The sequence below is a fragment of the Novosphingobium sp. TK46 genome (assembly GCF_055361525.1).
Genome location: NZ_CM143963.1, coordinates 331,596 through 355,101 on the forward strand (window position 1 = coordinate 331,596; position 23,506 = coordinate 355,101).

At 63.7% G+C, this 23,506-nt stretch carries 21 protein-coding genes; 12 read left to right on the forward strand and 9 right to left on the reverse strand.

From position 1 onward, the window contains the following. Window positions 1–20: 20 nt before the first annotated feature. The 4 genes from ptsP to ACXJ1Z_RS01570 are packed head-to-tail and all read left to right on the forward strand — an operon-like array spanning window position 21 to window position 6,553. Entirely contained in the window at window positions 21–2,531 is a 2,511-nt protein-coding gene (gene ptsP, locus ACXJ1Z_RS01555) for a phosphoenolpyruvate--protein phosphotransferase (protein WP_463779025.1), read from the forward strand. Beyond that, the gene (gene pfkB, locus ACXJ1Z_RS01560; protein WP_463779027.1) at window positions 2,531–3,499 is read left to right on the forward strand and encodes a 1-phosphofructokinase; all 969 of its coding nucleotides are present in this window, start codon (window positions 2,531–2,533) and stop codon (window positions 3,497–3,499) included. Before ptsP ends, pfkB begins: the two co-directional genes overlap by 1 nt. After that, the gene (locus tag ACXJ1Z_RS01565; protein WP_463779028.1) at window positions 3,496–5,181 is read left to right on the forward strand and encodes a PTS fructose transporter subunit IIC; all 1,686 of its coding nucleotides are present in this window, start codon (window positions 3,496–3,498) and stop codon (window positions 5,179–5,181) included. Before pfkB ends, ACXJ1Z_RS01565 begins: the two co-directional genes overlap by 4 nt. A 22-nt stretch (window positions 5,182–5,203) precedes the next feature. Next, window positions 5,204–6,553, forward strand: a complete 1,350-nt coding sequence (locus ACXJ1Z_RS01570) for a carbohydrate porin (RefSeq protein WP_463779030.1) — start codon at window positions 5,204–5,206, stop codon at window positions 6,551–6,553. Here the strand turns inward: ACXJ1Z_RS01570 and ACXJ1Z_RS01575 are convergent. Then, window positions 6,550–7,848 carry a hypothetical protein gene (locus ACXJ1Z_RS01575; protein ID WP_463779032.1) on the reverse strand — a complete coding sequence of 433 codons (1,299 nt, stop codon included), beginning with the start codon at window positions 7,846–7,848 and terminating at the stop codon, window positions 6,550–6,552. The two genes, ACXJ1Z_RS01570 and ACXJ1Z_RS01575, sit on opposite strands and share 4 nt — an antisense overlap. Window positions 7,849–8,080: 232 nt before the next feature. Between ACXJ1Z_RS01575 and ACXJ1Z_RS01580 the strand changes: the two genes are divergently transcribed. After that, window positions 8,081–9,391 carry a cytochrome P450 gene (locus ACXJ1Z_RS01580; protein WP_463779034.1) on the forward strand — a complete coding sequence of 437 codons (1,311 nt, stop codon included), beginning with the start codon at window positions 8,081–8,083 and terminating at the stop codon, window positions 9,389–9,391. 2 nt (window positions 9,392–9,393) lie between these two features. Beyond that, window positions 9,394–9,588, forward strand: coding sequence for a ferredoxin (locus ACXJ1Z_RS01585; protein ID WP_463779036.1), 195 nt, complete (start codon window positions 9,394–9,396; stop codon window positions 9,586–9,588). A 145-nt stretch (window positions 9,589–9,733) separates the two neighbouring features. Here ACXJ1Z_RS01585 and ACXJ1Z_RS01590 read toward each other — a convergent pair whose 3' ends face one another. Together ACXJ1Z_RS01590 and ACXJ1Z_RS01595 are read right to left on the reverse strand one after the other, a co-directional pair. Continuing rightward, on the reverse strand, window positions 9,734–10,858 hold the full coding sequence (locus ACXJ1Z_RS01590) for a zinc-binding dehydrogenase (RefSeq protein WP_463779038.1): 1,125 nt from the start codon (window positions 10,856–10,858) through the stop codon (window positions 9,734–9,736). Window positions 10,859–11,002: 144 nt separating this feature from the next. Continuing rightward, window positions 11,003–11,260: a helix-turn-helix domain-containing protein gene (locus ACXJ1Z_RS01595; protein ID WP_463779039.1), complete on the reverse strand. Its 258-nt coding sequence runs from the start codon at window positions 11,258–11,260 to the stop codon at window positions 11,003–11,005. Between the two features lie 76 nt (window positions 11,261–11,336). Here ACXJ1Z_RS01595 and ACXJ1Z_RS01600 point away from each other — a divergent pair, with 76 nt between their 5' ends. From ACXJ1Z_RS01600 to ACXJ1Z_RS01610, 3 genes are all read left to right on the forward strand, one after another. Then, window positions 11,337–11,540, forward strand: coding sequence for a hypothetical protein (locus tag ACXJ1Z_RS01600; protein ID WP_463779040.1), 204 nt, complete (start codon window positions 11,337–11,339; stop codon window positions 11,538–11,540). A gap of 151 nt (window positions 11,541–11,691) precedes the next feature. Continuing rightward, window positions 11,692–12,801: an NAD(P)H-dependent amine dehydrogenase family protein gene (locus tag ACXJ1Z_RS01605; protein ID WP_463779042.1), complete on the forward strand. Its 1,110-nt coding sequence runs from the start codon at window positions 11,692–11,694 to the stop codon at window positions 12,799–12,801. A 491-nt stretch (window positions 12,802–13,292) separates the two neighbouring features. Beyond that, window positions 13,293–14,159, forward strand: a complete 867-nt coding sequence (locus tag ACXJ1Z_RS01610; RefSeq protein ID WP_463779044.1) for a type 1 glutamine amidotransferase — start codon at window positions 13,293–13,295, stop codon at window positions 14,157–14,159. A gap of 13 nt (window positions 14,160–14,172) precedes the next feature. Here the strand turns inward: ACXJ1Z_RS01610 and ACXJ1Z_RS01615 are convergent, their stop codons facing one another. The 3 genes from ACXJ1Z_RS01615 to ACXJ1Z_RS01625 form a co-directional block, all read right to left on the reverse strand. Continuing rightward, on the reverse strand, window positions 14,173–15,810 hold the full coding sequence (locus tag ACXJ1Z_RS01615) for a TPM domain-containing protein (protein ID WP_463779046.1): 1,638 nt from the start codon (window positions 15,808–15,810) through the stop codon (window positions 14,173–14,175). 35 nt (window positions 15,811–15,845) lie between these two features. Beyond that, window positions 15,846–16,469 (reverse strand): DUF3667 domain-containing protein, encoded by a 624-nt coding sequence (locus ACXJ1Z_RS01620; protein WP_463779047.1) that lies wholly within the window; start codon window positions 16,467–16,469, stop codon window positions 15,846–15,848. Between the two features lie 356 nt (window positions 16,470–16,825). Further along, complete coding sequence (locus tag ACXJ1Z_RS01625; protein ID WP_463779049.1) at window positions 16,826–17,443, reverse strand: hypothetical protein; 618 nt, start codon at window positions 17,441–17,443, stop codon at window positions 16,826–16,828. Between the two features lie 404 nt (window positions 17,444–17,847). Here ACXJ1Z_RS01625 and ACXJ1Z_RS01630 point away from each other — a divergent pair, with 404 nt between their 5' ends. The 3 genes from ACXJ1Z_RS01630 (at window position 17,848) to ACXJ1Z_RS01640 (ending at window position 19,891) form a co-directional block, all read left to right on the forward strand. Beyond that, entirely contained in the window at window positions 17,848–17,988 is a 141-nt protein-coding gene (locus tag ACXJ1Z_RS01630) for a hypothetical protein (RefSeq protein ID WP_463779051.1), read from the forward strand. Between the two features lie 141 nt (window positions 17,989–18,129). Continuing rightward, window positions 18,130–19,569, forward strand: a complete 1,440-nt coding sequence (gene creD / locus ACXJ1Z_RS01635; RefSeq protein ID WP_463779052.1) for a cell envelope integrity protein CreD — start codon at window positions 18,130–18,132, stop codon at window positions 19,567–19,569. Between the two features lie 91 nt (window positions 19,570–19,660). Next, window positions 19,661–19,891 carry a hypothetical protein gene (locus ACXJ1Z_RS01640; protein ID WP_463779054.1) on the forward strand — a complete coding sequence of 77 codons (231 nt, stop codon included), beginning with the start codon at window positions 19,661–19,663 and terminating at the stop codon, window positions 19,889–19,891. Between the two features lie 52 nt (window positions 19,892–19,943). Here the strand turns inward: ACXJ1Z_RS01640 and ACXJ1Z_RS01645 are convergent, their stop codons facing one another. The 3 genes from ACXJ1Z_RS01645 to htpG form a co-directional block, all read right to left on the reverse strand. Beyond that, window positions 19,944–20,345, reverse strand: coding sequence for a BLUF domain-containing protein (locus tag ACXJ1Z_RS01645; RefSeq protein WP_463779056.1), 402 nt, complete (start codon window positions 20,343–20,345; stop codon window positions 19,944–19,946). Between the two features lie 66 nt (window positions 20,346–20,411). After that, window positions 20,412–21,344 (reverse strand): SDR family NAD(P)-dependent oxidoreductase, encoded by a 933-nt coding sequence (locus tag ACXJ1Z_RS01650; RefSeq protein WP_463779058.1) that lies wholly within the window; start codon window positions 21,342–21,344, stop codon window positions 20,412–20,414. A 214-nt stretch (window positions 21,345–21,558) separates the two neighbouring features. Next, window positions 21,559–23,445, reverse strand: coding sequence for a molecular chaperone HtpG (htpG, locus tag ACXJ1Z_RS01655; protein WP_463779060.1), 1,887 nt, complete (start codon window positions 23,443–23,445; stop codon window positions 21,559–21,561). Window positions 23,446–23,506 lie beyond the last annotated feature (61 nt).

Here is a 23,506-nt window from a genome sequence, read left to right on the forward strand (position 1 = left end):
AAGTCTTAGGAGAGGCCGCAATGACGCTACAAGAACCGGCGGACACGCTGGCGAACGACCTAATTCGCATCGACGCGCACGTGACGGACAAGGCCGATGCGATCCGCCAGGCCGGGCAGCTGCTCGTCGCGGCCGGTTGCGTGGCGCCGGGATACGAGGTCAGCATGGCGGGGCGCGAGGCGGTGGCGAACACCTACCTCGGCTCGGGCGTGGCGATCCCGCATGGGCTCGGCGAGGACAAGGGCCTGGTCCGCCGTGACGGCATCGTCGTGCTGCAGATACCGGGCGGCGTCGAATGGAACCCGGGACAGATCGCGCATCTCGTCGTCGGCATCGCGGCCAACTCCGACAGCCACATCGCCATCCTGCGCCGACTGACGCGGTTGATCCAGGACGAGCCACGGTTGCAGGCCCTCTTCACCACCGCAGACGCGACGCTGATCGCCGATGCGCTGCATCGCGACGAGGCCGCTCCTGCCCCCGCCTCTCCCGCCGAGGATCTGGCGGAGACGATCGCCTGGACCGTCGATTATCCCACCGGCCTGCATGCGCGCCCTGCCTCCGCCTGGGTCGAGGCCGCGAAGGCCAGTGGCGTGACGTTGCGGGTGCGCCATGGCGACGAAACCGGCGATCCGCGCAGCCTAATCTCGCTGCTCCAGCTTGGCCTGAAGGCCGGCGACACCGTCACGATTTCCGCGAGCGGCGAAGGTGCGGCCGAAGCGCTCCGCCGGTTCCACGGCGTCGTCACCCGGCTTTCCTCGCGCGAAAAGGCCGATGCCGCGCGGGCACAGGAAAAGGCGCAGGCGCCGGTGCGCGGCTGGAAACCCACCGGCACGCCGCGCATGGTCGCGGGCGTCGCCGCCAGTCCCGGCCTCGCGATCGGCAAAGTCCACCTGCTCGCCGCCGCCGAGCTGGACGTGGTCGACCAGCCGGTCGCGCTCATCGAGGGCGGCACGCTGCTCAACGATGCGCTGGTCCGCACCCGCGCGCAGATGAAGGCGCTGGTCGACGAAACCTCGCGCCGCCTCGGCGCCGGCGATGCCGAGATCTTCGCCGCGCAGGCGACGCTGCTCGACGATACCGACCTCATTACCCTGACTTGCCAGCTGATGGTCGAGGGACACGGTGTGGCATGGTCGTGGAACGAAGCGATCCAGCGGCTCGCCGGCCAGCTGACCGCTTTGGGCAATCCGGTGCTGGCGGCACGCGCGGCCGACTTGCACGACGTGGGACGCCGCGTGTTGGCGCAGATCGATCCCGCGCTTGGCACCGGCACGCTTGCCGACCTGCCCGACGAGCTTTCGATCCTCGTCGCCGCAGACTTGTCGCCCTCAGACACCGCGACGCTCGACATCGCCAAGGTCGCCGGCATCGCCACCGCACTGGGCGGGCCGACCTCGCACAGCGCCATCCTGGCGCGGACGCTCGGCCTGCCGTCGGTGGTCGCAGGCGGCGCCGAACTGCTCGCGTTGGCGGCGGGCAGCACCGCCATCGTCGACGGGGACAGCGGCCGCGTCTGGCTCAACCCATCGGATGAAGACCTCGCCGCCGCACGAGCCTGGATCGCCGACCTCGCCGACAAGCGCGCTGCCGAGGAGGCCGAGCGTGGCCAGCCCGCCGTCACCACCGACGGTCGCCACGTCGCGATCGGCGCCAACGTCAACCGTGCCGACCAGGCCGCATTCGCGCTGGCACAGGGCGGCGAAGGCGTCGGCCTGATGCGCACCGAGTTCCTGTTCCTCGAACGTGGCGACAGCCCGAGCGAGGACGAACAGTTCGCGATCTACCGCGCGATGATCGACGCACTGGATGGCCGGCCATTGATCGTGCGCGCGCTCGACATCGGCGGCGACAAGCAGGTGCCGCACCTCGACTTGCCCAAGGAGGAGAACCCGTTCTTGGGCGTGCGCGGCGCGCGGCTGCTGCTGCGCCGGCCCGACTTGCTCGATCCGCAACTGCGCGCGCTGTATCGCGCCGCGAAGCTGGGCGGCGACCTGTCGATCATGTTCCCGATGATCACCTCTGCCTCCGAGCTGATCACGCTACGCGCCCATTGCGAAGCGATCCGCGCCGAACTCGGTGCTCCCCAAATCCCGATCGGAATCATGATCGAAGTGCCCGCCGCCGCGGTGCAGGCGCATGTGCTGGCCGCGCACGCCGATTTCTTCTCGATCGGCACCAACGACCTCACCCAATATGCGCTCGCGATCGACCGGCAGAACCCCGAACTGGCGAGCGAGGCCGACAGCCTGCACCCCGCCGTCCTGCGGCTGATCGCGATGACGGTGGAAGGGGCGCGGACGCACGATCGCTGGGTCGGCGTGTGCGGCGGCATCGCTGGCGACCCGTTCGGCGCGGCGCTGCTGGTGGGACTCGGCGTCAGCGAACTGTCGATGACCCCGCGCGATATCCCCGCGGTCAAAGCGCGCATCCGCGCCGCCGATGGCGAGGCGCTGACCGCGCTGGCGGCAAAGGCGCTGGCGGCGGAGAGCGCGGCGGATGTTCGCGCGCTCGATGGAGCGGCGGCGTGATGCGCGTCCTCACCGTCACCCTAAACCCCGCGATCGACCAGACGATCACCGTCGACCGGCTGGTGCCCGGCGAAGTCCACCGCGCGCGCAGCGTGCGGCGAAACGCCGGGGGCAAGGGCATCAACGTGGCGAGTTGCCTGGCCGATTGGGGCATTCGCTCCACCGCGTTCGGATTGCTGGGCACACAGAATGCCGCCACCTTCGAGGCGCTGTTCGCCAACGGCGGGATCGAGGATCGCTGCCATCGCGTGGACGGGGCGACGCGGGTAAACCTCAAGATCGTCGACGCCGACGACACCACCGACATCAATCTGGACGGTCCGCAAGTCACGCCCGATCAGGTCGAGGGGATCGCCGTCGAGATCGAGGCGCTGGCAGATACCGAGACGCTGGTCGTGCTGGCTGGCAGCCTGCCGCCGGGGTGTCCGCCCGGCATCTACGCCGGCCTCATCGCGCGATTGCGCGCACGCGGTAGCCGGGTGATGCTCGATACCAGCGGCGCCCCGCTCGACCATGCGCTGGCAGCGCCGGTCCTGCCCCACTGCCTCAAGCCCAATCGTCACGAACTCGCCGAATGGAGCGGCGAAGCCCTCGGCGACGTGTCCGACATCATCCGGGTGGCTACCCAGCTGCGCGCGCGCGGCGCGGAACTGGTGGTGGTCTCCATGGGTGCGCAAGGCGCGCTGTTCCTGTCGGACGAAGGCGCGATTGTCGCGAAGCTCGCGGCGCAAAGTGTCGTCAGCACGGTCGGTGCCGGCGACGCCATGGTGGCAGGACTGGCGGCAGCACTGGTGGAAGGCGCGACGTTAGAACGCAACGCGCGGCTGGCGACGGCGTTCGCGGTCGCCAAGCTCGGGCTAGCCGGACCACACCTGCCCGATCGCCCCGAGGTCGAGGCACTTGCGAGCAAGGTTAGCATCAACACGGCCGAAACGGCCGGTACGACACGCATGGGAGATGCGAAATGAGCAGGATACTCGCGATAGTCGAGGCGGAGGAAGCCGGGGTCACCGGCGTGCTGGCGGGCGAGGCGCTGCGCAAGGCGGCGCGCGCCAGCGGGCGCACGATCGAGATCGTGCAATCGGGACAGGAGGCGGCCCCGCCGCCCGCCGACGGCGATACGCTGCTGCTCGTCGCGCCCGCGGACAACGCCCTGCGCTTCGGCGATAGACCGCATCGACACCTGACGCTGGAGCAGGTGCTGGCCGATCCCGCCGCCGCGATCGCCGCGACCGATGGGGGCGCCCCTGCCACCACACCGGCAAAGGGAACGCCACGGATCGTCGCGGTCACCTCGTGCCCGACCGGCATCGCCCACACCTTCATGGCGGCCGAGGGGCTGACCGAAGGCGCGCGCCAGCTCGGCTATGACATTCGCGTCGAAACGCAAGGCTCGGTCGGCGCGGGCAATGCGCTGACCGCCGAGGAGATCGCCGCCGCCGACGTGGTGCTGATCGCCGCCGACCGCGAGGTCGACCGCGCCCGCTTCGCCGGCAAGCGCGTGTTCGCAGGGGGCACCAAGCCCGCGATCACCGGCGGCGCCAAGCTGATCGAGCAGGCTTTGGCCGAAGCGAAGACACAAGGCGGCGGCGCATCCGACAGCACGCCTGCGGGCAAGGAGCGCACCGGCCCCTACAAGCATCTGATGACCGGCGTGTCGTTCATGCTGCCGTTCGTGGTCGCGGGCGGCCTGCTGATCGCGCTCGCCTTCGCGCTGGGCGGTATCCACGCCAACGAGGACACGGCGGCGGGTACCCTCGCCCATGCCCTGTTCGAGATCGGCGCCAAGGGCGGCTTCGCGCTAATCGTGCCGGCGCTGGCGGGCTACATCGCCTTTTCGATCGCCGACCGTCCCGGCATCGCGCCGGGCATGATCGGCGGCATGATCGCCGCCAACCTGGGCGCAGGCTTCCTGGGCGGCATCGTCGCGGGGTTCATCGCGGGCTATGGCGTCGACGGGCTCAACCGGCTGATCCAGCTGCCCAAGAACCTCCAGGGCCTCAAGCCGGTGCTGATCCTGCCGCTGCTGGGCACGCTGCTGACCGGGCTACTGATGATCTATGCGGTCGGCACGCCGGTCGCGGCGCTGCTGACCTTCCTGACCGAATGGCTGCGCGCGATGCAGGGGTCGAGCGCGATCCTGCTCGGGCTGATCCTAGGCGCGATGATGGCGTTCGACATGGGCGGCCCGGTCAACAAGGCGAGCTACGCCTTCTCGGTCGGGCTGATCGCCAGCCAGGTCTACACGCCGATGGCCGCGACGATGGCGGCGGGCATGACGCCGCCGCTGGCGCTGGCGCTCGCGACACGGCTGTTCGCCAACCGCTTCACCCCCGAGGAGCGCGAGGCGGGCGGCGCGGCGGCGGTGCTGGGCCTCGCCTTCGTCACCGAGGGCGCGATCCCGTTTGCCGCGCGCGATCCGTTCCGGGTGATCCCGGCGATGATGGCGGGCTCGGCGATCACCGGCGCGATCTCGATGGCGGCGGGCGTCGAGCTGCGGGTTCCGCATGGCGGCGTGTTCGTGCTGCCGATCCCCGGCGCGGTGACCCACCTGGCGGCCTACGCCATCGCGATCGTCGCCGGAACGCTCGCCAGCACGGTGCTGCTCGGCGTGCTCAAGCGGCCCATCGTAGCGCCGGCTCAGGCCTGATCGAATTCACGGGAGAGCAGGCATGAAGACCACGAACCTTGCCGCCGCCTCGCTGGCGGCGATGCTGACGCTGTGCGCGCCGATGGCCCACGCGCAGGACGATCCCGCGCCCAAGGATGCGCCCCCGCCGACCCTGCCCCAGGCGACCCAGAGCAAGCCGTGGCAACCGCTGGCGGACCAGGGCATCACCCTCTCGCTCAGCTACACCGGCGAGGCGGCGAGCAACATCACCGGCGGCTTGCGCCGCGACGCGGCCTATGCCGGCCAAATCTACGTCGGGGCCGACCTCGACCTCGACCGGATCGCCGGGATCGGCGGGGCCACCATCCACGGCGCGGTGACCAACCGCCATGGCGAGAACCTGGCCGCGATCGCGCTGGGCAATAACACCTCGGTGCAGGAGATCTTCGGCACGCAGAACACCCACCTCGCGATCCTGACCTGGGAGCAGAAGCTGGGGCCGCTGACCATCGAGGCGGGGCGCAGCCAGGCCAACGTGCACTTCCTCAGCTCGCCGTTCTACTGCAATTTCCAGAGCAATTCGGCCTGCGGCAATCCGACGTTCGTGTTCAAGAACAGCAACTTCACCTACTTTCCGGCCTCAAGCTGGATGGCGCACGCCAAGCTCAACCTGACGTCGAAAGTCTTCGCCCATGCCGGCGTCTACGAGGTCAATCCCGACCGCAAGCGCCCCAACGACAGCGGCTTCAACTTCTCGACCCGCAACGCCACCGGCGTGATCGTGCCGTGGGAAGTGGGTTACGGTACCGATTTCGGCAACGATCGGTTGCCGCGCCACTACATCCTGGGCGGCTGGATCGATCGCGGCGACTACGCCGATCCCCTGCGCGACGATCAGGACGGCATCGCCATCGTCTCGGGCCGGGCGGCGGCGACTCGCAAGGGCCGTTCGGGCATATACGCCCGCTTCGACCAGATGCTGACGCGCCCCGACCCCACGAGCGAACGGGGCCTCGCCGTGTTCGGCGTGGCGATGACCAATCTGTCGGGCCGGGTCGAGGAACGGCATTTTCTAGAGCTTGGCTTGGTGCAGACCGGCACCTTCGAGGCCCGCGACCGCGACACGCTGGGTTTCGTGATCAACCAGCAGAGCTTCAGCGATCTCGCGCTCGAACGGATGAACGCGGCGCGGGCGTTCGGCGGCGGCACGGCCGGGGTGCGCCGCAACCAGTACATGATGGAACTGGCCTATGGCGCGCAGCTTGGCCCCGCGTTGCGCATCTCTCCGAACCTGCAGTACATCCTTCACCCCGACCAGACCGGCGCGCCATTCCGCACGCGCGATATCGACGATGCGTTCGTGGTCGGCTTCAAGTTCACGGTCGACGCGATGGCGCTCGCCGGGCGCTAGCGCCGCCAGGCCCCATCCTGGCGCAGCAATCGACCAAGATCACGCCGGTACCACATGTTCAGCAGGGACACGGTGATCTTCAGCTGCACCCGCGCCGTCTCGTTGAGCGTGAATATCGGATCGTAGCGGTCGGCGGCCAGGTTGGGATCCGGCACTTCGCGCAAGATCGCAGGCGGCGCCGTCGTCATATGCAGCGCCGACATCAGCACATGCATTTCGAGATGTCGCATCAGTTCGGCCCTGTCGAGCGATGGGCCGCCAGCTTGCGCGAACGCGGTGATGAAATGGTTGAGCAGTCCGGCAAGGTGATGGTCGTGCAGATCGGGTTCGGCGGCGCCGATGCAGCCCCAGATGGAGGATGCCACCGACATCTGGCCGACGCTGCCCCAATCGATCAGTCCGGCCTGCAGCGTGCCATCGGCCTCTTTCCAGAACCAGGCGTTGTCGATGTTCGCGTTCATATGGCACAGCGCGATCATGGCGGGCTGCGAGAACAGGAAACGCCAGACGTCCTCCTGCTGATCCACGACCAGCCGCGCATCAGCGCGCACACTGGTGAGGAAGGCCGGATCTGCCAGATGCGACGGCACCAGGTGGGGGTATTCCCCGATAAACTGCGCGAGGCGCCCGATCCGCTTGTCGAGCAATGCCGCATCGAACCTGGGCCGCCGAAGGATCGCCGCCTCGCGATCGAAGGGAAACGCCCGCTCCGCTTCGCTACCCAGCCGGCCTGACTTGTGCGACCCTGCAAGCCGCGCAAGATTGCTGAGCAACGCCCGGTAATGCGCAAGAGGCTCCGGTAGCTCCTGGTCCATGCATTTGGGATGATGCGGCTCGATGGCCCCCTGCCCGTATGGTATGCGTTCGGTGATGATGATGCCGGTCAGCGTCTCGGTCTGGATGTCCGCGAAGAAGCAATACGGCACTGCCACCGGAAACGCCGGATCGCGCGACACGTTGGCCAGCAGCACCTCGGGCGGCATGTGGTGGCGACCGGCATCGCGCACCTTGTCCTGAAAGTTGCGCGAGAACTTCACGAACAGATCGCGCGACAAACCCGGGACATCGTGCTGGTAGGTGACGCAGAGAAGCGCCTTCACACCGGTGCCTCCCAGCGTCCATTCGGCAAGACGGGTGATCCGCGTCACGCTGTTGTCAGGGCCGAGCACACCGGCTTGGCGAAATGCTCGGGTCAGGAACTCGGGGCCGCCCGCTTGCAACGCCTCAGGGTGCGCCGGAAAATCCAGACCGGACAGATCACCGCGTGCCCAATCGATCGTGCTAACTTCGGTCATGCGCGGCAGGCTACGCGGGGGCGCGCCCATTCACAATGCGTGCCGATAGTGCGTGGTCCGGGTCGGTCGAAGCATCGCGACGATCGTGCACCGGGGCGATGAACATCATTTTTCGGATAAGGCGCTTTGCAATCCAGCCCAATCTTCCGCTATCCTGAGTGCGAGAGCCGGGTCGGACATTAAGCGTGTCGGGCCGGGCGAGAATACAAACAGTGCCCGTCAAGGAGCCAACATGAACGATCAGGCCCACGATTTCGATTCGCATGATTTCTTTCGCAGCGATCGGTTTATCAAAGATCCCTACCCGTACTTCGACTACATGAGGTCGCAGTCGCCGGTTCATCGCGAGCCGCATCACGGCATCGTGATGGTGACGGGCTACAGCGAGGCGCTGGAAATCTACAACGATCCTGTCCGCTTCTCTTCGTGCATGTCGACCACCGGGCCGTTCGCCGGCTGCCCCATCCCGCTCGATGATCACCGGAACGAGGACATCTCCGAACTTATCGAGCAGTGGCGCGACAAGACGCCGTTCCACGATCAGTTGCCAACGATGGATCCGCCCACCCATACGGCCCACCGATCCTTGCTGATGTCGCTGATCACCCCGCGACGCCTCAAGGAAAACGAGGAGTTCATGTGGAAGCTGGCCGATGAGCAGATCGACACCTTCCTGTCGCAGGGCAAATGCGAATTTATGGATGCCTTCGCGCAGCCCTTCGCCGTGCTGGTCGTCTCGGATCTGCTCGGCGTGCCGCCCGAGGATCGGGTCGAGTTTCGCAAGCACCTGATCCGCGTGGAGCAGGATAGCGGCGGCGCCGTGGTCGGCGGCACCGATGGCGAAGTGACGCACGGGCCGCTCGAATTCCTCTACGACAAGTTCTCGACCTATATCGAAGACCGCAGGCGCAATCCCGCAGGCGACGTGCTGAGCGGACTGGCGCAGGCGACCTTCCCCGATGGCTCGGTGCCCGAACCGATGGACGTTGCACGGATCGCAGCGAACATGTTCGCCGCAGGTCAGGAGACCACCGTCCGGCTGCTCAGCTACGCCTTCCAGTTGATCGGCGATCGCCCCGACATCCAACAGCGCCTGCGCGAGGATCGCAGCCTCATCCCCAACTTCGTCGAGGAATGCCTGCGTACCGAAGGGCCGGTCAAGGGCGACTTCCGCCTGGCGAAGATGCCGACGACGGTTGGCGGTGTCGAAGTCGAAGCTGGCACGTTCCTGTTCATCGCCAATGGCGCGGCAAACCGCGATGCTCGCAAGTTCGAGGATCCGGCCGAGTTCAAGGTCGATCGCAAGAACGCCCGCCTGCACGTCGGCTTCGGAGCCGGACGGCATGCCTGCCCCGGCGCGCCACTTGCCCGCGCCGAGACCGTCGTCGCGATCAACCGTATGTTCGATCGTACCACCGACATCCGCGTTTCGGAGAAGGTGCATGGGCCGGTCGACGCCAGGAATTACAGCTATCTGCCGACCTTCATCCTGCGTGGCCTGACGCATATCGCGCTGGAGTTCGATCCGGTGGAGGCCGCCTGAACGTGAAAGTCCATATCAACACCGAGATATGCGCCGGCTTCGGTATTTGCCTCGGCATCGCTCCCGACGTGTTCGAACTTCATGAAGACGGGTACGCCGTCGTTCTGGTCAGTGACGTGGCGCCGGAAGATGAAGACACGATCCAGCGGGCCGTGAACCAATGCCCGGCACAGGCCATATACCTGGTCCAGGATTGACCGGAAGATCGCGTCGCGCAAAGCGCGGCGCGATCTATCTGGGTGCAGTCCTTCGTCTTTCGCAAGGCCGGATAAGCCGGGCGAGATGACCCGTATCCGTCGATGGATGCCATCGCATCACCAGAAAGATTGCCGGCAGTCCGTTTCAGCCCCTGGTGGGATCGATCAGGAACTTCTCGCCGGTCGCTTTTCGCGCGTAGGCCCGCACCACGTCTGCATCGAGAGCCTCCGCCAACCCGATGACCCGTGTGTATGCGCTGGCGAAGGTGGTCGTGAGTTCGTCGACCACGCGCCGACGCAGGCGCTGCGCCACGTCATCTCCTGCTTTTTGCAGGAAGGGAAACAGCAGCCAACCCGACATGCTCCAGTGGAAACCCACCGCACCGCGATCGAAGATCGTCGGCGAGGTATCGAGTGCGCCATAGATGTAGAGCTGCTTGAACGTCGTCGAACCGTAGCGGTTGTATTCGGTCGAGGTGCGTACCGCTGCACGTTCCATCGCCTGCATGATCTCGCCGCCAAGGGTTCCGCCACCGATCGCATCGAACGCGATGGTGGCTCCGGTTTCGGCAATGGCATCGACCAGGCGGTCGGCGAAATCCGCGTCCCTGCTGTCAAGGACGTGGGTGGCGCCGATGCCTCGCAGGATCTCGGCCTGTTGCGGCGATCGGACGATGTTGATCAAGTCGATACCCTCTGCCACGCAGATTTTTTGCAGCATCTGGCCAAGGTTGGAGGCTGCAGCGGTGTGGATGATCGCCTTGTGACCCTCGCGCCGGGCGGTTTCGACGAAGCCCTGCGCGGTCAAGGGGTTCACGAACATTGCGGCACCATCACGCGAACTCGCCCCGTCGGGTAGAGGAATGACCTCGGCTGCCTTGATCCGCCGGTAATCCGCGTACATCGCGCCACCGATCATCCCGACCCGTTTACCGGCAAGCTGCGCGCACGCCCTGCCGGCGGCGACCACGGTACCAGCGCCTTCATTGCCGACCGCGTGCGATTGGCCGATACGCCCCTGAACGCCCGCCCGGCGGCTTTTCGGAACATCGAGCACGATGCCGGGCCCGCCGTCAGGCCCCTGCTTGATCGTGCCAAGGTCAGCAGGGCCGAGCAGAAGACCCAGGTCACTGGGATTGATCGGGGCCGCTTCGATCCTGACGATGATCTCGTCATCCGCCGGATCCTCGATCACGACATCGTCTAGCGAGAGGATGAGCCTGCCGGCCTCGTCGATTGTCGATCGCAATTCGCGTCCCGTGAACGCCATCTTGGTCTCCGCTATTCAGTTGAGACAGTCACATGGCGCGTGATCGCCATCGTGCAACCGGGAGCGGGACAAGTGCGGCTTTGCGTGCAAGGTCGACGACACGGGGAGTGCAGCGCGTTCCTCGTGCCGCAAAACCGTTGATGGTCAGTCGGCGCCCGGTCCGTCCGCCAGGGTGGCGGCGATCACCCGTTCCGCTGCAGTCGCATCGTCAGCGAGCAGCCGTAGTGCCTTGGCCATATCCTCCAACAGACCACTGCTGATCGGCCGCTCGCCATTGATAAACCGGCGGATCGCCCGCTCATCGATGCCGAGGCGTCGCGCGGCGGCCGTTGTGCCGCCAAGCACTTGGACGCACCAGGCGAAGTGCTGGCCAGCGTCCGTCAGGTCGGGTGCTGCAGTCATTATTTTCCTTTCGCTCGAAGGCCGTTGGCGCCAACAGGTGCCGTATGTCTAGGCTTTGCGCATACCGAGATCCAGAATGGCTTTGAGCGATGAAGACGATCAAACCCTGCCAAGAACACAGCGACGGCTGCTCCGCCGGATCTACAATGGTCGCACGGTGCCGATCATCGCCGATGGCCAGGCGTTCCTGACCTACAAGGATGCGAGCCGCTACCTGCGGTCCATCGCGCCCGACGCCCGTGACGCGGCCTATGCACAGATGAAGGCGCAGGCTCAATAGCCGACCGGGTGCATGCGCACGGATACCGGCGTATCGGCCCTGCGATGAAAGCGATGTACCGTAACCGATTTGACCGACGCGACGTGGTGATCGATAACCCTCGCCAAGAACCCGACGAATTGGGTCGACAGTTTGAGAGGATTACCCCCGCATGAGCAATGATGGCGCAAGCGCAGGACTTATCACGAATCCGCAGCTTCAAACACCAGCTACCGAGAAGCGCTATCGCGTGGTCCAGTGGGCTACCGGTAATGTCGGTTCGCGTGCCTTGCGCCGGGCGATCCAACATCCACAACTCGAGGTCGTGGGCTGTTGGGTGCACAGTCCCAGCAAGGCGGGGCGCGATGTAGGCGAACTTGCCGGGATCGCGCCGATCGGAGTGACTGCGACGAACAGCATCGAAGAGGTGCTGGCGCTAAAGCCCGATTGCGTCCTGTACATGCCGCATGTCTGCGATTTCGATGAGATTTGCCGGATCCTGGAATCGGGGGCGAACATCGTCTCGACCCGCATGGAATTGCAGAATCCAGCGGCGTTCGATCCCGCGATTCATGCCCGGGTCCAGGCGGCGTGCCGCAAGGGCAACAGTTCGGTTCATGCCAGCGGCTCCAGCCCCGGCTTCATCAGCGAGGCACTGCCGATCGTCCTGGCCTCGATCCAGCGGCGTCTCGATCATCTGGCGATCGTCGAATTCGCGGATTGTTCGTCGCGCAACTCGCCCGAGATGATCTTCGAAATGATGGGCTTCGGGGCGCCGGGCGGGACGATCAGCGAAATGCAGCAGGATCACATGCTGCACTCGTTCGCACCGTCGCTGCAGCTGACCGCCACCGCGCTCGGCCTGCCGATCGATGACTTCAAGGTTACGGGCGCACAAGGCCTTGCCCGGCACGAGGTGACGATTGCGGCCGGCGTGATCCCCAAGGATACCGTCGCTGCCACCAAGACGGTGCTGACGGGTTACCGCAATGGCAAGCCGCTGATCACCTTCACGACCGTCTGGTTCGTTTCCAGCGACGTCGAGACCAGCGATGGCGAGGAGTGGGAATTTCGCAAGGAATCGGGATGGCGCGTGGTCATGATGGGCGATTGCCCGCTCGACATCGCGATCACGTTTCCGGTGTCCGAAGCCGACTATCCGGAGATGACCCCCGGTCTGACCGCGCACCGCCCGGTGAACGCCGTGCCCTATGTGTGCGAGGCGCCTGCCGGCATTCAGACGACCATCGACCTGCCGCAAATCATTGCGCGGCTGGCATGATCGGCGGCGAGCCTCATCTCCGGGAGCCGCTATAAAGCGTTCCAGCGCGCTTGCTGAAGCTCCTGCCATGATTAGGTCGGGCACCATCCGGGGGCTGGATCGACATCCATCCAAGTAAGATGGCGCAACTCAGCGACGAACAAAGCCGCACGGCTGCCCCCGGTCAGCCTGCGGAACAAGGATGGCGATATCCCGCCCCCACGGCTTGATACCGATCGTTTCCGCGTTTTTGGGGACCGCAAAGTTTACGGCTTCAACCCGCAAATCGGGGACGATTGCATCCGACCGGTATGTTTTCGGACGACGGCGGCAAGCTGGATAGCACGACAACCGACCTCGCAGCGCTAAGCAGATCCTGACCCAAAAGGCACTGCGATCACGCATTGCAAACCCGGCTGCACGCCCCACGTCCTCACCTGCGATCGATCACATGATCTCTTTTCAATCAGCTGGAGCTTACGCCATGTCAGCTGTCACCTTGAGGAACAGGTTTGCCGAAGTTTCTGATTGCCGAGAGCGAAACCGATGTTGAGCGTAAACAACGCCGCGATCATGTCGGCAAAAGCTCGGCAGAAAGTTATGCCGCCACCCTGCAGCAGATGGTTTTGGGATGCGAAACGGACATCGTGTTTCCCGCAGAGCCAGAGGCGCAACCGTTTACGGCGGCGCGATTGGCGCAATACGACGCGGTTTTCCTCTCGGGCTCACCGATGCACGTCTACGACGAGACGCCGGAAGTACGAAGGCAACTCGATTTCATGAAAGCGGTGTTCGCATCGGGAACCCCCTCATTCGGCTCTTGCGCAGGATTGCAGATCGCCGTCGCGGCGACGGGAGGCGCAGTGCGCAAAATGCCACGCCGCATGGAAGCCGGCGTTGCCCGCAGGATCATGGCCACAACAGCGGGACGGGACCATCCCTTGCTTGCGGGGCGACCGGCATGCTGGGACGCGCCTGCCATCCACGGCGATGAAGTGGCGGAACTGCCGTCAAGCGCCACCTTGCTGGCGACGAACGGCGCGACCAGGGTTCAGGCTGTCGAAATTCGGCACGACGGTACGGTGTTCTGGGGCGTGCAATACCATCCTGAACTTGCCCCTGGCGAGATCGGGGCCGCATTGCGCCGCCAGTCGAGCGACCTCATCGCCCAAGGCCTCGCGCGGGATGAGGCCGACGTCGACCAGCATGCCCGCTTGTTCGATGCCCTGCACGATGACCCGGCGGATGCGGCGGCACGCTGGCAGCTTGGTGTCGATGACGAATTTGCCTGCGAACCGGTCCGACGGCGCGAGCTACAAAATTTTCTCGCCGCTGCACCCGCGCTCAAGCGCATCTTTGCGATGGCGGAGCCTGCGTGACGCAGCAGCGAGATCACAAGGGGTCGTAGCTGAATAACCATAGCGCCGAAGCCTGCTTGTCCTTGTCACCTGTTCGCTGCAGGCGGCCCACCATCGTGTAACGCTGCCCCTGCACAAGCTTTCCAGCCGGCATCAGCCCATCAAGTCTCGGCGCGACGTAGAGGATGATCGGATAGCCATCGTCGGTCTTCATGCTGACGGCGGTATAGCCCCGTTCGCCTCCGAGAAGGCGCTCGTTCGCCTGTCCAAACCCGGTGGGTGCTGTAAGGTCGGTCACCGTGCCTGTCACGCGGATGAGATTGCCCAACGGCTGATCGGTCTGGTCATCGAAGGGCCGCTTGCTGCGCATCCGCTCGGCATTGACCTGACTGTAGTGTGTCAGCAGTGCATCCAGGCTGGGATACGCAATCGTCCACTTGGTGTGCTCGACATTGTTGAGCGTTTGCGAAAAGATGTTGATCAGGTTGTCGGTCCACCCCTGGCAGCCATCGGCATCGTCGCAATAAGCCCAGGCGGCATCCGCCCACTGCAGCAACTGCTTGCTCGGATCGGAAAACTCCGCCTCCTTGGCGAAGCCCGGTCCGAATGCGACCGCAGCCTGGTGCTGGCGCGGCGCCACCACTGCCACCGCGCCATTCCCCACATCCAGCTTGCCCACGCGCAACTGGCGCATCATCGCCCAGGCATAATCGTTGGCCGATATGCCACGCAGATCGTTCACCACCAAAATCGCGAACTCCGCGCCCACGTCCTTCGCAAGACGGTAAAGCCGCGCGTCGATCTTGCGCGCTCGTTCGGGATCGAGCTTCCCGGTCTCATCGACGATGAAGTGACCATACTTGAACGGTATGGATCCTGGGCGCGGCAGCGCCGACGCGATAGTGGACTTTGGATTTTCGCCCGCGGTCGCCAGCGACGGAAGCGGCGCCGCTCCTGGACGGCTCCCGGCATTTGCAGGCGAGGCCGCGACGGCGCTGCCACCAGCGCAATCGCTTGCGCCTTCCTGCCGGCAGGACTCGTTCCACCCTTGCGAGATCGCTTCGGCGCGGCGCTGTTTGTCAGGATGGGTCGCGGAACCATGGATCGTGCCGATCTTCAGGATCATCATCGTCGCGTCGCCGCGACTGGCCCCCATCTTCTGGAGTACGAAGCCGCTGAACTTGTCGGCTTCCAGTTCAATCTCTGGCCGGCTTCCTCCCGGCACGATAGTGTGCCCCGACAGATGATGGGCAATCTCATGCGCCATGATGCTGATCGGTCCCCAGTCGTTGCCGCCAGCAAGCGAACGCGCTGCAGTCATGAACTTGGGGTTGAAGGCGATGACGCGGCGCGGAACCTTGTTCTGGTCAAGCAGGATCACGGCCGCGGCGTTATCCACCGGACCGGAAACGACGGTGAAGTTCGCCGGCAGTCCGGTGAAGTTCATGACCTTCTTGACCGCCACGACGCAATCGTTGGGCGCCGCCCCGTTGAGCGAGGCTGATTGCGCCTCGACCGGGCGACCGTCATATGAGCATGCCTGGAGGGTCGATGCGATAGCCTCCACACGCTTCGATCCGGAAAGGGCCGTAGCGGCCGGATCGTCTCCAGAACCACAATTCACCAACAGCAACGCAGCAAGCGGGGTCGTCGCGAACAGGACCTTGCGCATCTTCGGGCTCCTCTTTGATCTCTTTACGTCATGCGTCAGCTTACGAACCATAGGATCGCGGCTGCGTAGATCCGCAGCAGCACCCAGGCAGTAACCGCATAGACGATGAGTGCCGCTGTGAACCGTAGCCAGTCGGACTTCAGATCCAGCAGGAAGAACTGCTTGTAACCTGCCGCCACGATCAACAGCTTGATGATGAACATGTAATGTTGCGACGCGGCCTTGTGCTCCATCACGAACTGCGGGTCACGCCACAACAACGTCGGCAGCATGTTTAGGATCACGACCCCCAAAGTGACGCTCTGGCAGTAGATCGCCAGCGTGGCATGCTCGATCATGTTGAATGCAAGTCGTTTACGCAGGGCGATCCACGAACCCATGAAGATCGCAAGGATACCCAGAGAGAAGCTCCAGTTGGCATAGAGCATCACCCGCTCTGCCATGCGATCGATCGTCTTATCGTGGCCGGAGAAGTCGTACCGGGCAAAATACTTGTTCGCCGCCAGGATCAACACCAGCACCGCTACCAGCGCCACCAACAGCTTGAGCGGATGCATGTTCGCGCTACGCCGGCCCAACACGAATTCGCGTGCAACCTTCCCGGGTGAAACCAGCAGCCGCAGCGCAGTCGACAGCAGCTGCCATTCGAAAACGCGCACCCGTTCCCAAACTTCCTTCAGGAACGTGCGATGTGAAAGTCGCCGGGCAGCTTTCTGCCCGCACGCACCGCAATAAGCGCTATCGATTGGAACGCCGCAATTGCGACATGAGGATTGATCGACCCAGGCCTCGTCCCCCGTTTCCTGCGGGATAAAATCAGCTGGTCCTGCAAAGATGCGGCGCAGGATCCTGGATGTCGAGCTGGGACTCAAGACCTCTTCCTTTGGCATCCTCTACCTTGTTGCCGGTATCGATCGGCATTCGGGCTTATTGCTGTTTCTTGCGTCAGCACGTTTGCTGGTACACGCTCAAACAGTTCGATACAAATATGGCCACACCATCGCAGTACCGGAAGTCAGCTGCGTCCAACCGTCGACCCCACTTCGTCCTTGCGGACCCAGCCGGTCACCGGTGGGCCATCGGCATCGACATAGGCGATATACAACCAGGCACCCCGCTGATCGATGACGGCGAAGGAGTCGAATTTGACAAGGTACGGGCTCGAACGCCGTGCCTGATCAGCCGGTTTGCGCCGCAGGAAAACGCGCGGCCTTGTGACGATACCCGCGCCGATCCAACGCGGCTGTGCCTGATCCAGATCGAGCGTGTAAGGAGCCGCGACCATGTCGCCCGAGGTCATCGAACAGCCTCCATGGTTCTCCGACAATTGGATCCCGGGTTTCGAACCAAGATCCAGAGTGCCCCGGATGTGCTCGCCGTCACCTGGGAACCAAGTGTCGATCGCGGCCTGGCTACCGGTCAGCCGGCCTTTGATCAAAAAGAGACAGCTGAACTGCGGCGCATCGACGGTGCCGTTGCCAACGCGCCATTCGGAAAACACCGCGTTCACCTGCCCATCGCGAACCGACAGAAGCAGCGGACCGTATCGTCCGGAGACGGGCGCTGCCCAGACGTCGCCGATCGACCAGACAGCGCCGATGACGGCAGCCAGGCTAAGGAGCAATGAACGCACATGACGGGCCATGCAAACGAGACCTCAGAAACGGCTCCCGGCAAGGTGGAGCATGTCGATATCGCAATGCCTAGACGGCAGCGCGCCCCCGGTCCAGATCGGCGGGCGCGACTATGGCAAGGTCGCCCGGGCGCGGTGTACGTTGATACGACAAGGCGACCTCAACCGATCGCTGGTGCGCGGAAGCGAGCCCGGCTGCTTCGAATCGAGGGACCGCCCGATGCGGCTGCATCTCATCTTCTTCGAGCTGAAAGAAGGGCTGGCGACTGGCGGTCGTCAACTTCGACGAGCGTGACGCTCATACCAGAACCCGGCAGCAGCGCCTCGATTCCAGTCGCGCTCTTGCACGGCGACTTCGCGCTCATCGGGGCAAGCCACTCACGACTTCGCAGGATCCAAGGTTCGTGACGCTCTACTGGGGGCGCCCTGGCGGCGGCTCTCCCTCCCTTCCCGATCTCGTAAGCGCCACCGTTCGCCCTGATCTTGGTGCGAGCATCACGATGACCAGCTTCTGGGCCTATGGCCAACTCCGCGATGCGCGCTGACGTGGCAGGACCTGGGTAAACGGCGCAAGGTTCCGCGACCAACTCTAGCTTTACCTACGCTTCTGGTGCAGCGTCGGCGTCGCAAGGAGAAGTTTGCCGATGCCCGATGAGACACCGCCCCGTCCGGAACGATCCCCGGGGATGAAGCTGTTGTTCGTCGGGCTCGTGGCCACGGTTCTGATACTTCCTCTGCTGCTGATCTACGCGCTGGTTTACGATCGTCAGGATCAATCCAGTACCGCGCAGGCGGCGATCTCAGCCGGCTGGGGCGGCACGCAAGTGCTTTCGGGGCCCATCCTCGCGGTGCCGTTCCGCACCACCCAGACGCAGAGCGAGGTCGTGGATGGCAAGCAGGTAAGCCGGGTGGTTGAGGTCGAACGCCTGCTCTACGTTTCCCCTACCGACAATCACGTCATCACGCGCATCGAGCCACAGGAGCGGCGCAAGTCGATCTATCGTTCGGTGCTGTTCACCGCCCGGATCAAAGGCAGAGCGACGTTTCGCTTGCCGGCTGATCTTGAGCGCTTCGGTGTCACGCGAGAGCGACTGCTGTGGGATCGGGCGGAAATCAGAGTGGGCACGTCCGATGCGCGCGGGCTGACGTCTGGCGGCTTGATCCGCGCAGGCGGCAAATCGCTCGAAGTACAGCCTGGCAAGGGGCCGGCTGCGTCGGGGGGCCAGGGCTTCTTCGCGTTTCTGCCGTGGTCTGGCGAAGGTAGCCTGCCGGTCAGCTATGCGCTGGACGTACGCGGAAGCGGTGGCATCAGCCTGGTTCCGCGCGGCGGCGTGACCCGTTGGGACATCAGTTCCACCTGGCCCAGCCCCAGCTTCTCGGGTTCGTTCCTGCCCGAAAAGCCGCGCATTTCCGATGCAGGCTTTTCCGCGAACTATGTAATCGACAAACTGGCGCTCGGTCAGCCGCCGGTTTCCTCGCAAGATCTCGGCGTTCCTTCGATCGGGAGTGGAGACTATCCCGTCAACAACGTCGAGACGGGTATGGAATTGTCATCTGCCACCAACGGGCGCGCCGCCGGTGAAGAGGTGATCAATGGCGCAAGTCGTGCCGTGACCGTCGACCTCGTCGAGCCGGTGAACTTGTATTCCAAGGTTGTACGTTCGGTTAAATACGGGTTCCTGTTCATCGGCTTCACGTTTCTCGCATTCTTCCTGTTCGATGTGGTTGGCAGCGCACGGGTAGCTGCGGTCGAATATCTACTCACCGGCGTCGGACTGGTGCTGTTCTTTGCCTTGTTGCTGGCCTTTGCCGAGGTTATCGGATTCACGCTGGCCTACCTTCTCGCGAGCGCATCGGTAATTGGCCTGTTGACCGCGTACAGCGCCGCCGTGCTTAAAAGCTGGACGCGTGCACGCTTTATCGGCGCACTGCTGATCGGGCTTTATGCCCTGCTGTTCGTGCTGCTCAATCTGGAAGCCTGGTCGCTCCTGATCGGCTCGGTGTTGCTGTTCGTCGCGCTTGGCGGGGTTATGTACGCTACGCGCGGCGTCGATTGGGGCGCGGTCAGCCGCACCCGCGCCAAGCCTGTCCCAGAGCGTTCAAGACACGTCGGTCGCGCGCCTTGATGAACCTGTGGAGGCTTTGGACTGGATATCTTAGGCAACCGACCGGGGCTTCTACGCGCTCGATTCCATGAGCCTACGGGCAGCCCGCTAAGTGCCGATTTGGCTGACCGTGCTGGTCACCGCGTCATTGGGTCCTTTGCGCGACGAAGGTCAGGCTTTTTCGGCGAAGCTCGTCATCGTCGGCTTGCAGACGGCGTTTTACGAAGCCGAAAGATCGATCCATGACTCCGCGACGTACCGTCAGACAATCCCGTCGGCTCAGGTGGACACTGTCAACATCCGGTCACTGGCTACGGTGATGTTAAAGCAGACTGACATCTAACGAGTGCCTGGCGCGAAATTCAGGAGACTGGCCGATCCACCATAAGACGGACTTAGCTCGATCGAGCATCATGCCCGATGCTGGCGAGCACGATCTCGTACAACCGCTGGGACGACGCGGTACCATGGCCCAGCGCGAAGCCGATCATGAACGCCGTGGCTTCGCCATCGTCTGCCTGACGCATCGACCACGTTCCGAACTGGCGCGTCGACACCTCACGATCAAGCAGCACCTCGATCTCGGCATGACGGCTGTCATTCCCGATGCGATCCATCGTTTCGCCCACGTGCTCATCGACGCCTTCCAGCACTTGTGCGAAATGACCGTCACCAACCCACAGCATACCCGTGATGCCAACGGCACTGTTTCTGGCCGTCGAGATCGCGATAATCGCTTCGATCTCTCCGGCCCCAGGCCCGATAAGCGAGCGGCTGATATAGATTAAGCGGCGCATTAGCCTTTTAACGATCCGTTGCTTCGTTTGTGCCGCTGCTGCCGTACCTTAGACACAGCAGACGCATCAGGCCGCCGCCGGATCGCCGTCATTTCCTCGCGTCAGTTCGAAGCTTCTGGTCATATGCTCACCAAAGCCGTTCTCCACCGGATGGAAGGTCCACAAGCGCGACGAATCGCGGATCGTGTCGATTTCAGCGGCAACGTCATCGATCGTCCACGCAGGTCGATAGGCGCCTTCGGTTTCCGTGATGAAGGCGCGCGCAATCCGCCCGGCCATCGAGACGTACATCTCGCCTGAGACCGTGCAGTCCTCGTGGGCAAGGAAGCCCACGACCGGAGCGACCAGATCTGGTCCCATCGGTGGGTACTGCGAGATATCGAGCCCATCGGCCATGCGGGTGACGGCGCCGGGCAGGATGATGTTCGACTTGACGCCAAAATCCTTGCCCTCGATCGCCACGATGTTGTTCAAGCCGATCATCCCGGACTTGCTGACCGCATAGTTCACCACGCTCGGCATGGAATAGAGACCCCCGATCGAGCCGGTCAGGACGACACGGCCATAACCGTCCTTCACCATCCGCTCGAAAGCCGGACGCACCACATGGAATGCGCCGAGCAAGTGCACGTCGAGGACGGCACGAAAATCCTCATAGCTGGTCTCGGCCAGCATGGCGTACCGGTTGTTCCCTGCATTGTGGATCAGCATGTCGACCCGCCCGAACGTATCCAGCGCACAATCGATGATTGCCTTGCCGCCTTGCGGGGTGGCGACGCTATCGGTCGATGCGACCGCTTCGGCCCCCATATCGCGCAATGCCTGCGCCGCCTCCTCGGCCGGACCAGCATCGCTGCCGGATCCGGTAACCGCGCTACCATTGTCGTTTACGACGATCTTCGCACCCAACGAGGCGAGGAGTTCCGCATAGGCGCGACCCAGACCGCGCGCGCCGCCGGTGATGACAGCCACACGACCATCGAAACGCATATCCGTCATCACATACTCCTTATCGCAGTTACCCGATAAGCGGCTTGCCCCTACCGGTCACGCCCAAATCCGAGGCCAACCCACATTCTGATGCCGCCGCATTGCGAGAAGCAGCCTCTCACAGCGTCGCGTTCCCACGTTTGCGGGCCTGATTAAAAGGTTGCCCAGTGGTCGATAAGCCGGCTGCAACTGGATGGATGGTTCTTTCGGATGCCGCCGGTCCTCAAACAGCCGCGCGGGCAAGCACGCGGCCTAGACGCGCAGAGAACGTCCGGGGATCGAGGGGCAACTCACCATCGGCAATCCTCGCTTCGTCCAGCAACAGGTGGGCCGCATCGGCACGGATAGCTTGATCCGCTCCGTCGAGCCCGGCCAGTTGCGTGATCAAGGCGTGCCGCGGATTGATCTCGAGGATCGGCTTGGATGATGCATCCAACCGCCCTGCCCCGGCCAGTAGTTTTTCAAGCTCGCGGTCCATGGCATTCTCGGGCGCAACGAGGCAGACCGCGCTTTGTGTCAGTCGCTCGGACGCGCGAACGTCGGACACCGCATCGCCAAGCTCGGCTTTGATGAAGGTGATAAACCCATCGACCGCATCCGAAGCCGGACCGGTGACGTCCTGGCCCTCAGCCAGCGGGATCAGACCCAGATCGGCCAACCCTTGCGTCACGGATTTGAACGGTTTTCCGTCGAAGTCGATGCCGGAACTGACCCAGAAGTTATCGACCTGATCGGCAAGCAACAGTACCTCGATACCCCGTGCTTGAAACCCTTCGAGCTGGGGCGACGTCGCCAATCTGTCGAGATCGGAACCGGTTGCATAGTAGATCGCCGTCTGGTTCTCCTTGATATCTGCGACATACTCGTTGAGCGAGCGCCATTCGCCCGCTGCAGTCGTGGTCTTGAATCGTGCAAGGCCAAGCAGCGTCTCTCGCCGTGCAAAATCTTCGTAAAGCCCTTCCTTCAACACTGCACCGAACGTGTCCCACACCTTCGAATAGCGCTCTGCATCGCTGGCAGCGAGCTTTTCGAGCTCGGACAATATGCGACCCGTCACCCCCTTTTGTATGGCGGCAAGAACAGGGCTCTCCTGGATCATCTCGCGCGAGAGGTTCAGCGGCAAATCGCTGGAATCCACCAGCCCACGCACGAAGCGCAGGTAACGCGGCAGGATCTGGGCTTCGTCGGTGATGAAGACCCGACGCACATACAACTTCATCCGCCCGGCGCGATCAGGATCGAACAGGTCGAACGGCTTCGTTTCGGGCACGAAGGCAAGAACGGTATATTCATGCCGGCCTTCGGCCCGGTAATGGAGCGTTAGTGCTGGATCATCATGTTGCCCGGCAGCGGTGCGGTAGAAATCCCGGTACTCATCAGCCGTGACTTCAGCCTTCGACTTAGCCCACAATGCTGCGCCATCGGCGATCTGCCTCGGCTCGGCGGCGGGATCGTCCTTCAGGAATATCGGCACCGGTACATGACCGGACTGCGCCTTGATGATACGCTCGATTGAGAAAGCCTGCGTGTAGGCGACCGCATCTTCCTTCAGGTGCATAAGGATCCGCGTGCCGCGCGCCGGCGCATCCGAAATGTCGGATGTCTGGATCGTATACGTGCCCATGCCGTCCGACGACCATTTGGCGGCCGTTTCCGATCCAGCCCGTCGCGATGTCACTTCGACAAGATCGGCGACCATGAAGGCGGAATAGAACCCGACCCCGAACTGCCCGATCAGGTGGCTGTCCTCGGACTCCTTGGCACCCGCGATCTTGTCCATGAACGCCTTGGTTCCGGATCGCGCGATAGTGCCTAGCGCCTCGGCCAGTTCAGCCTCGCTCATACCGATACCATTGTCCTCGATCGCCAGCTGGCGATTATCGGCATCCAGCGAAAGGGTGATACGTGGTTGCGCGTCATCGCCAAGCAGCGCGGGATCGCTCAAGCCTTCATAGCGCAACTTCTCGCAGGCATCCGCGGCATTCGAGATCAACTCGCGCAGGAATACGTCCTTGTCCGAATAAACCGAGTGCACCATCAGGTGCAGCAGCTTGGAGACATCGGCCTCGAAGGAGCGGGTCTCGGGATTGGCTTCGGCAGTCGTGGTCATGGCGTTCCAATGGTCCCCGGGTTGATCGACAAACCAGATGGAAGCAAGATCCGACGCTTTC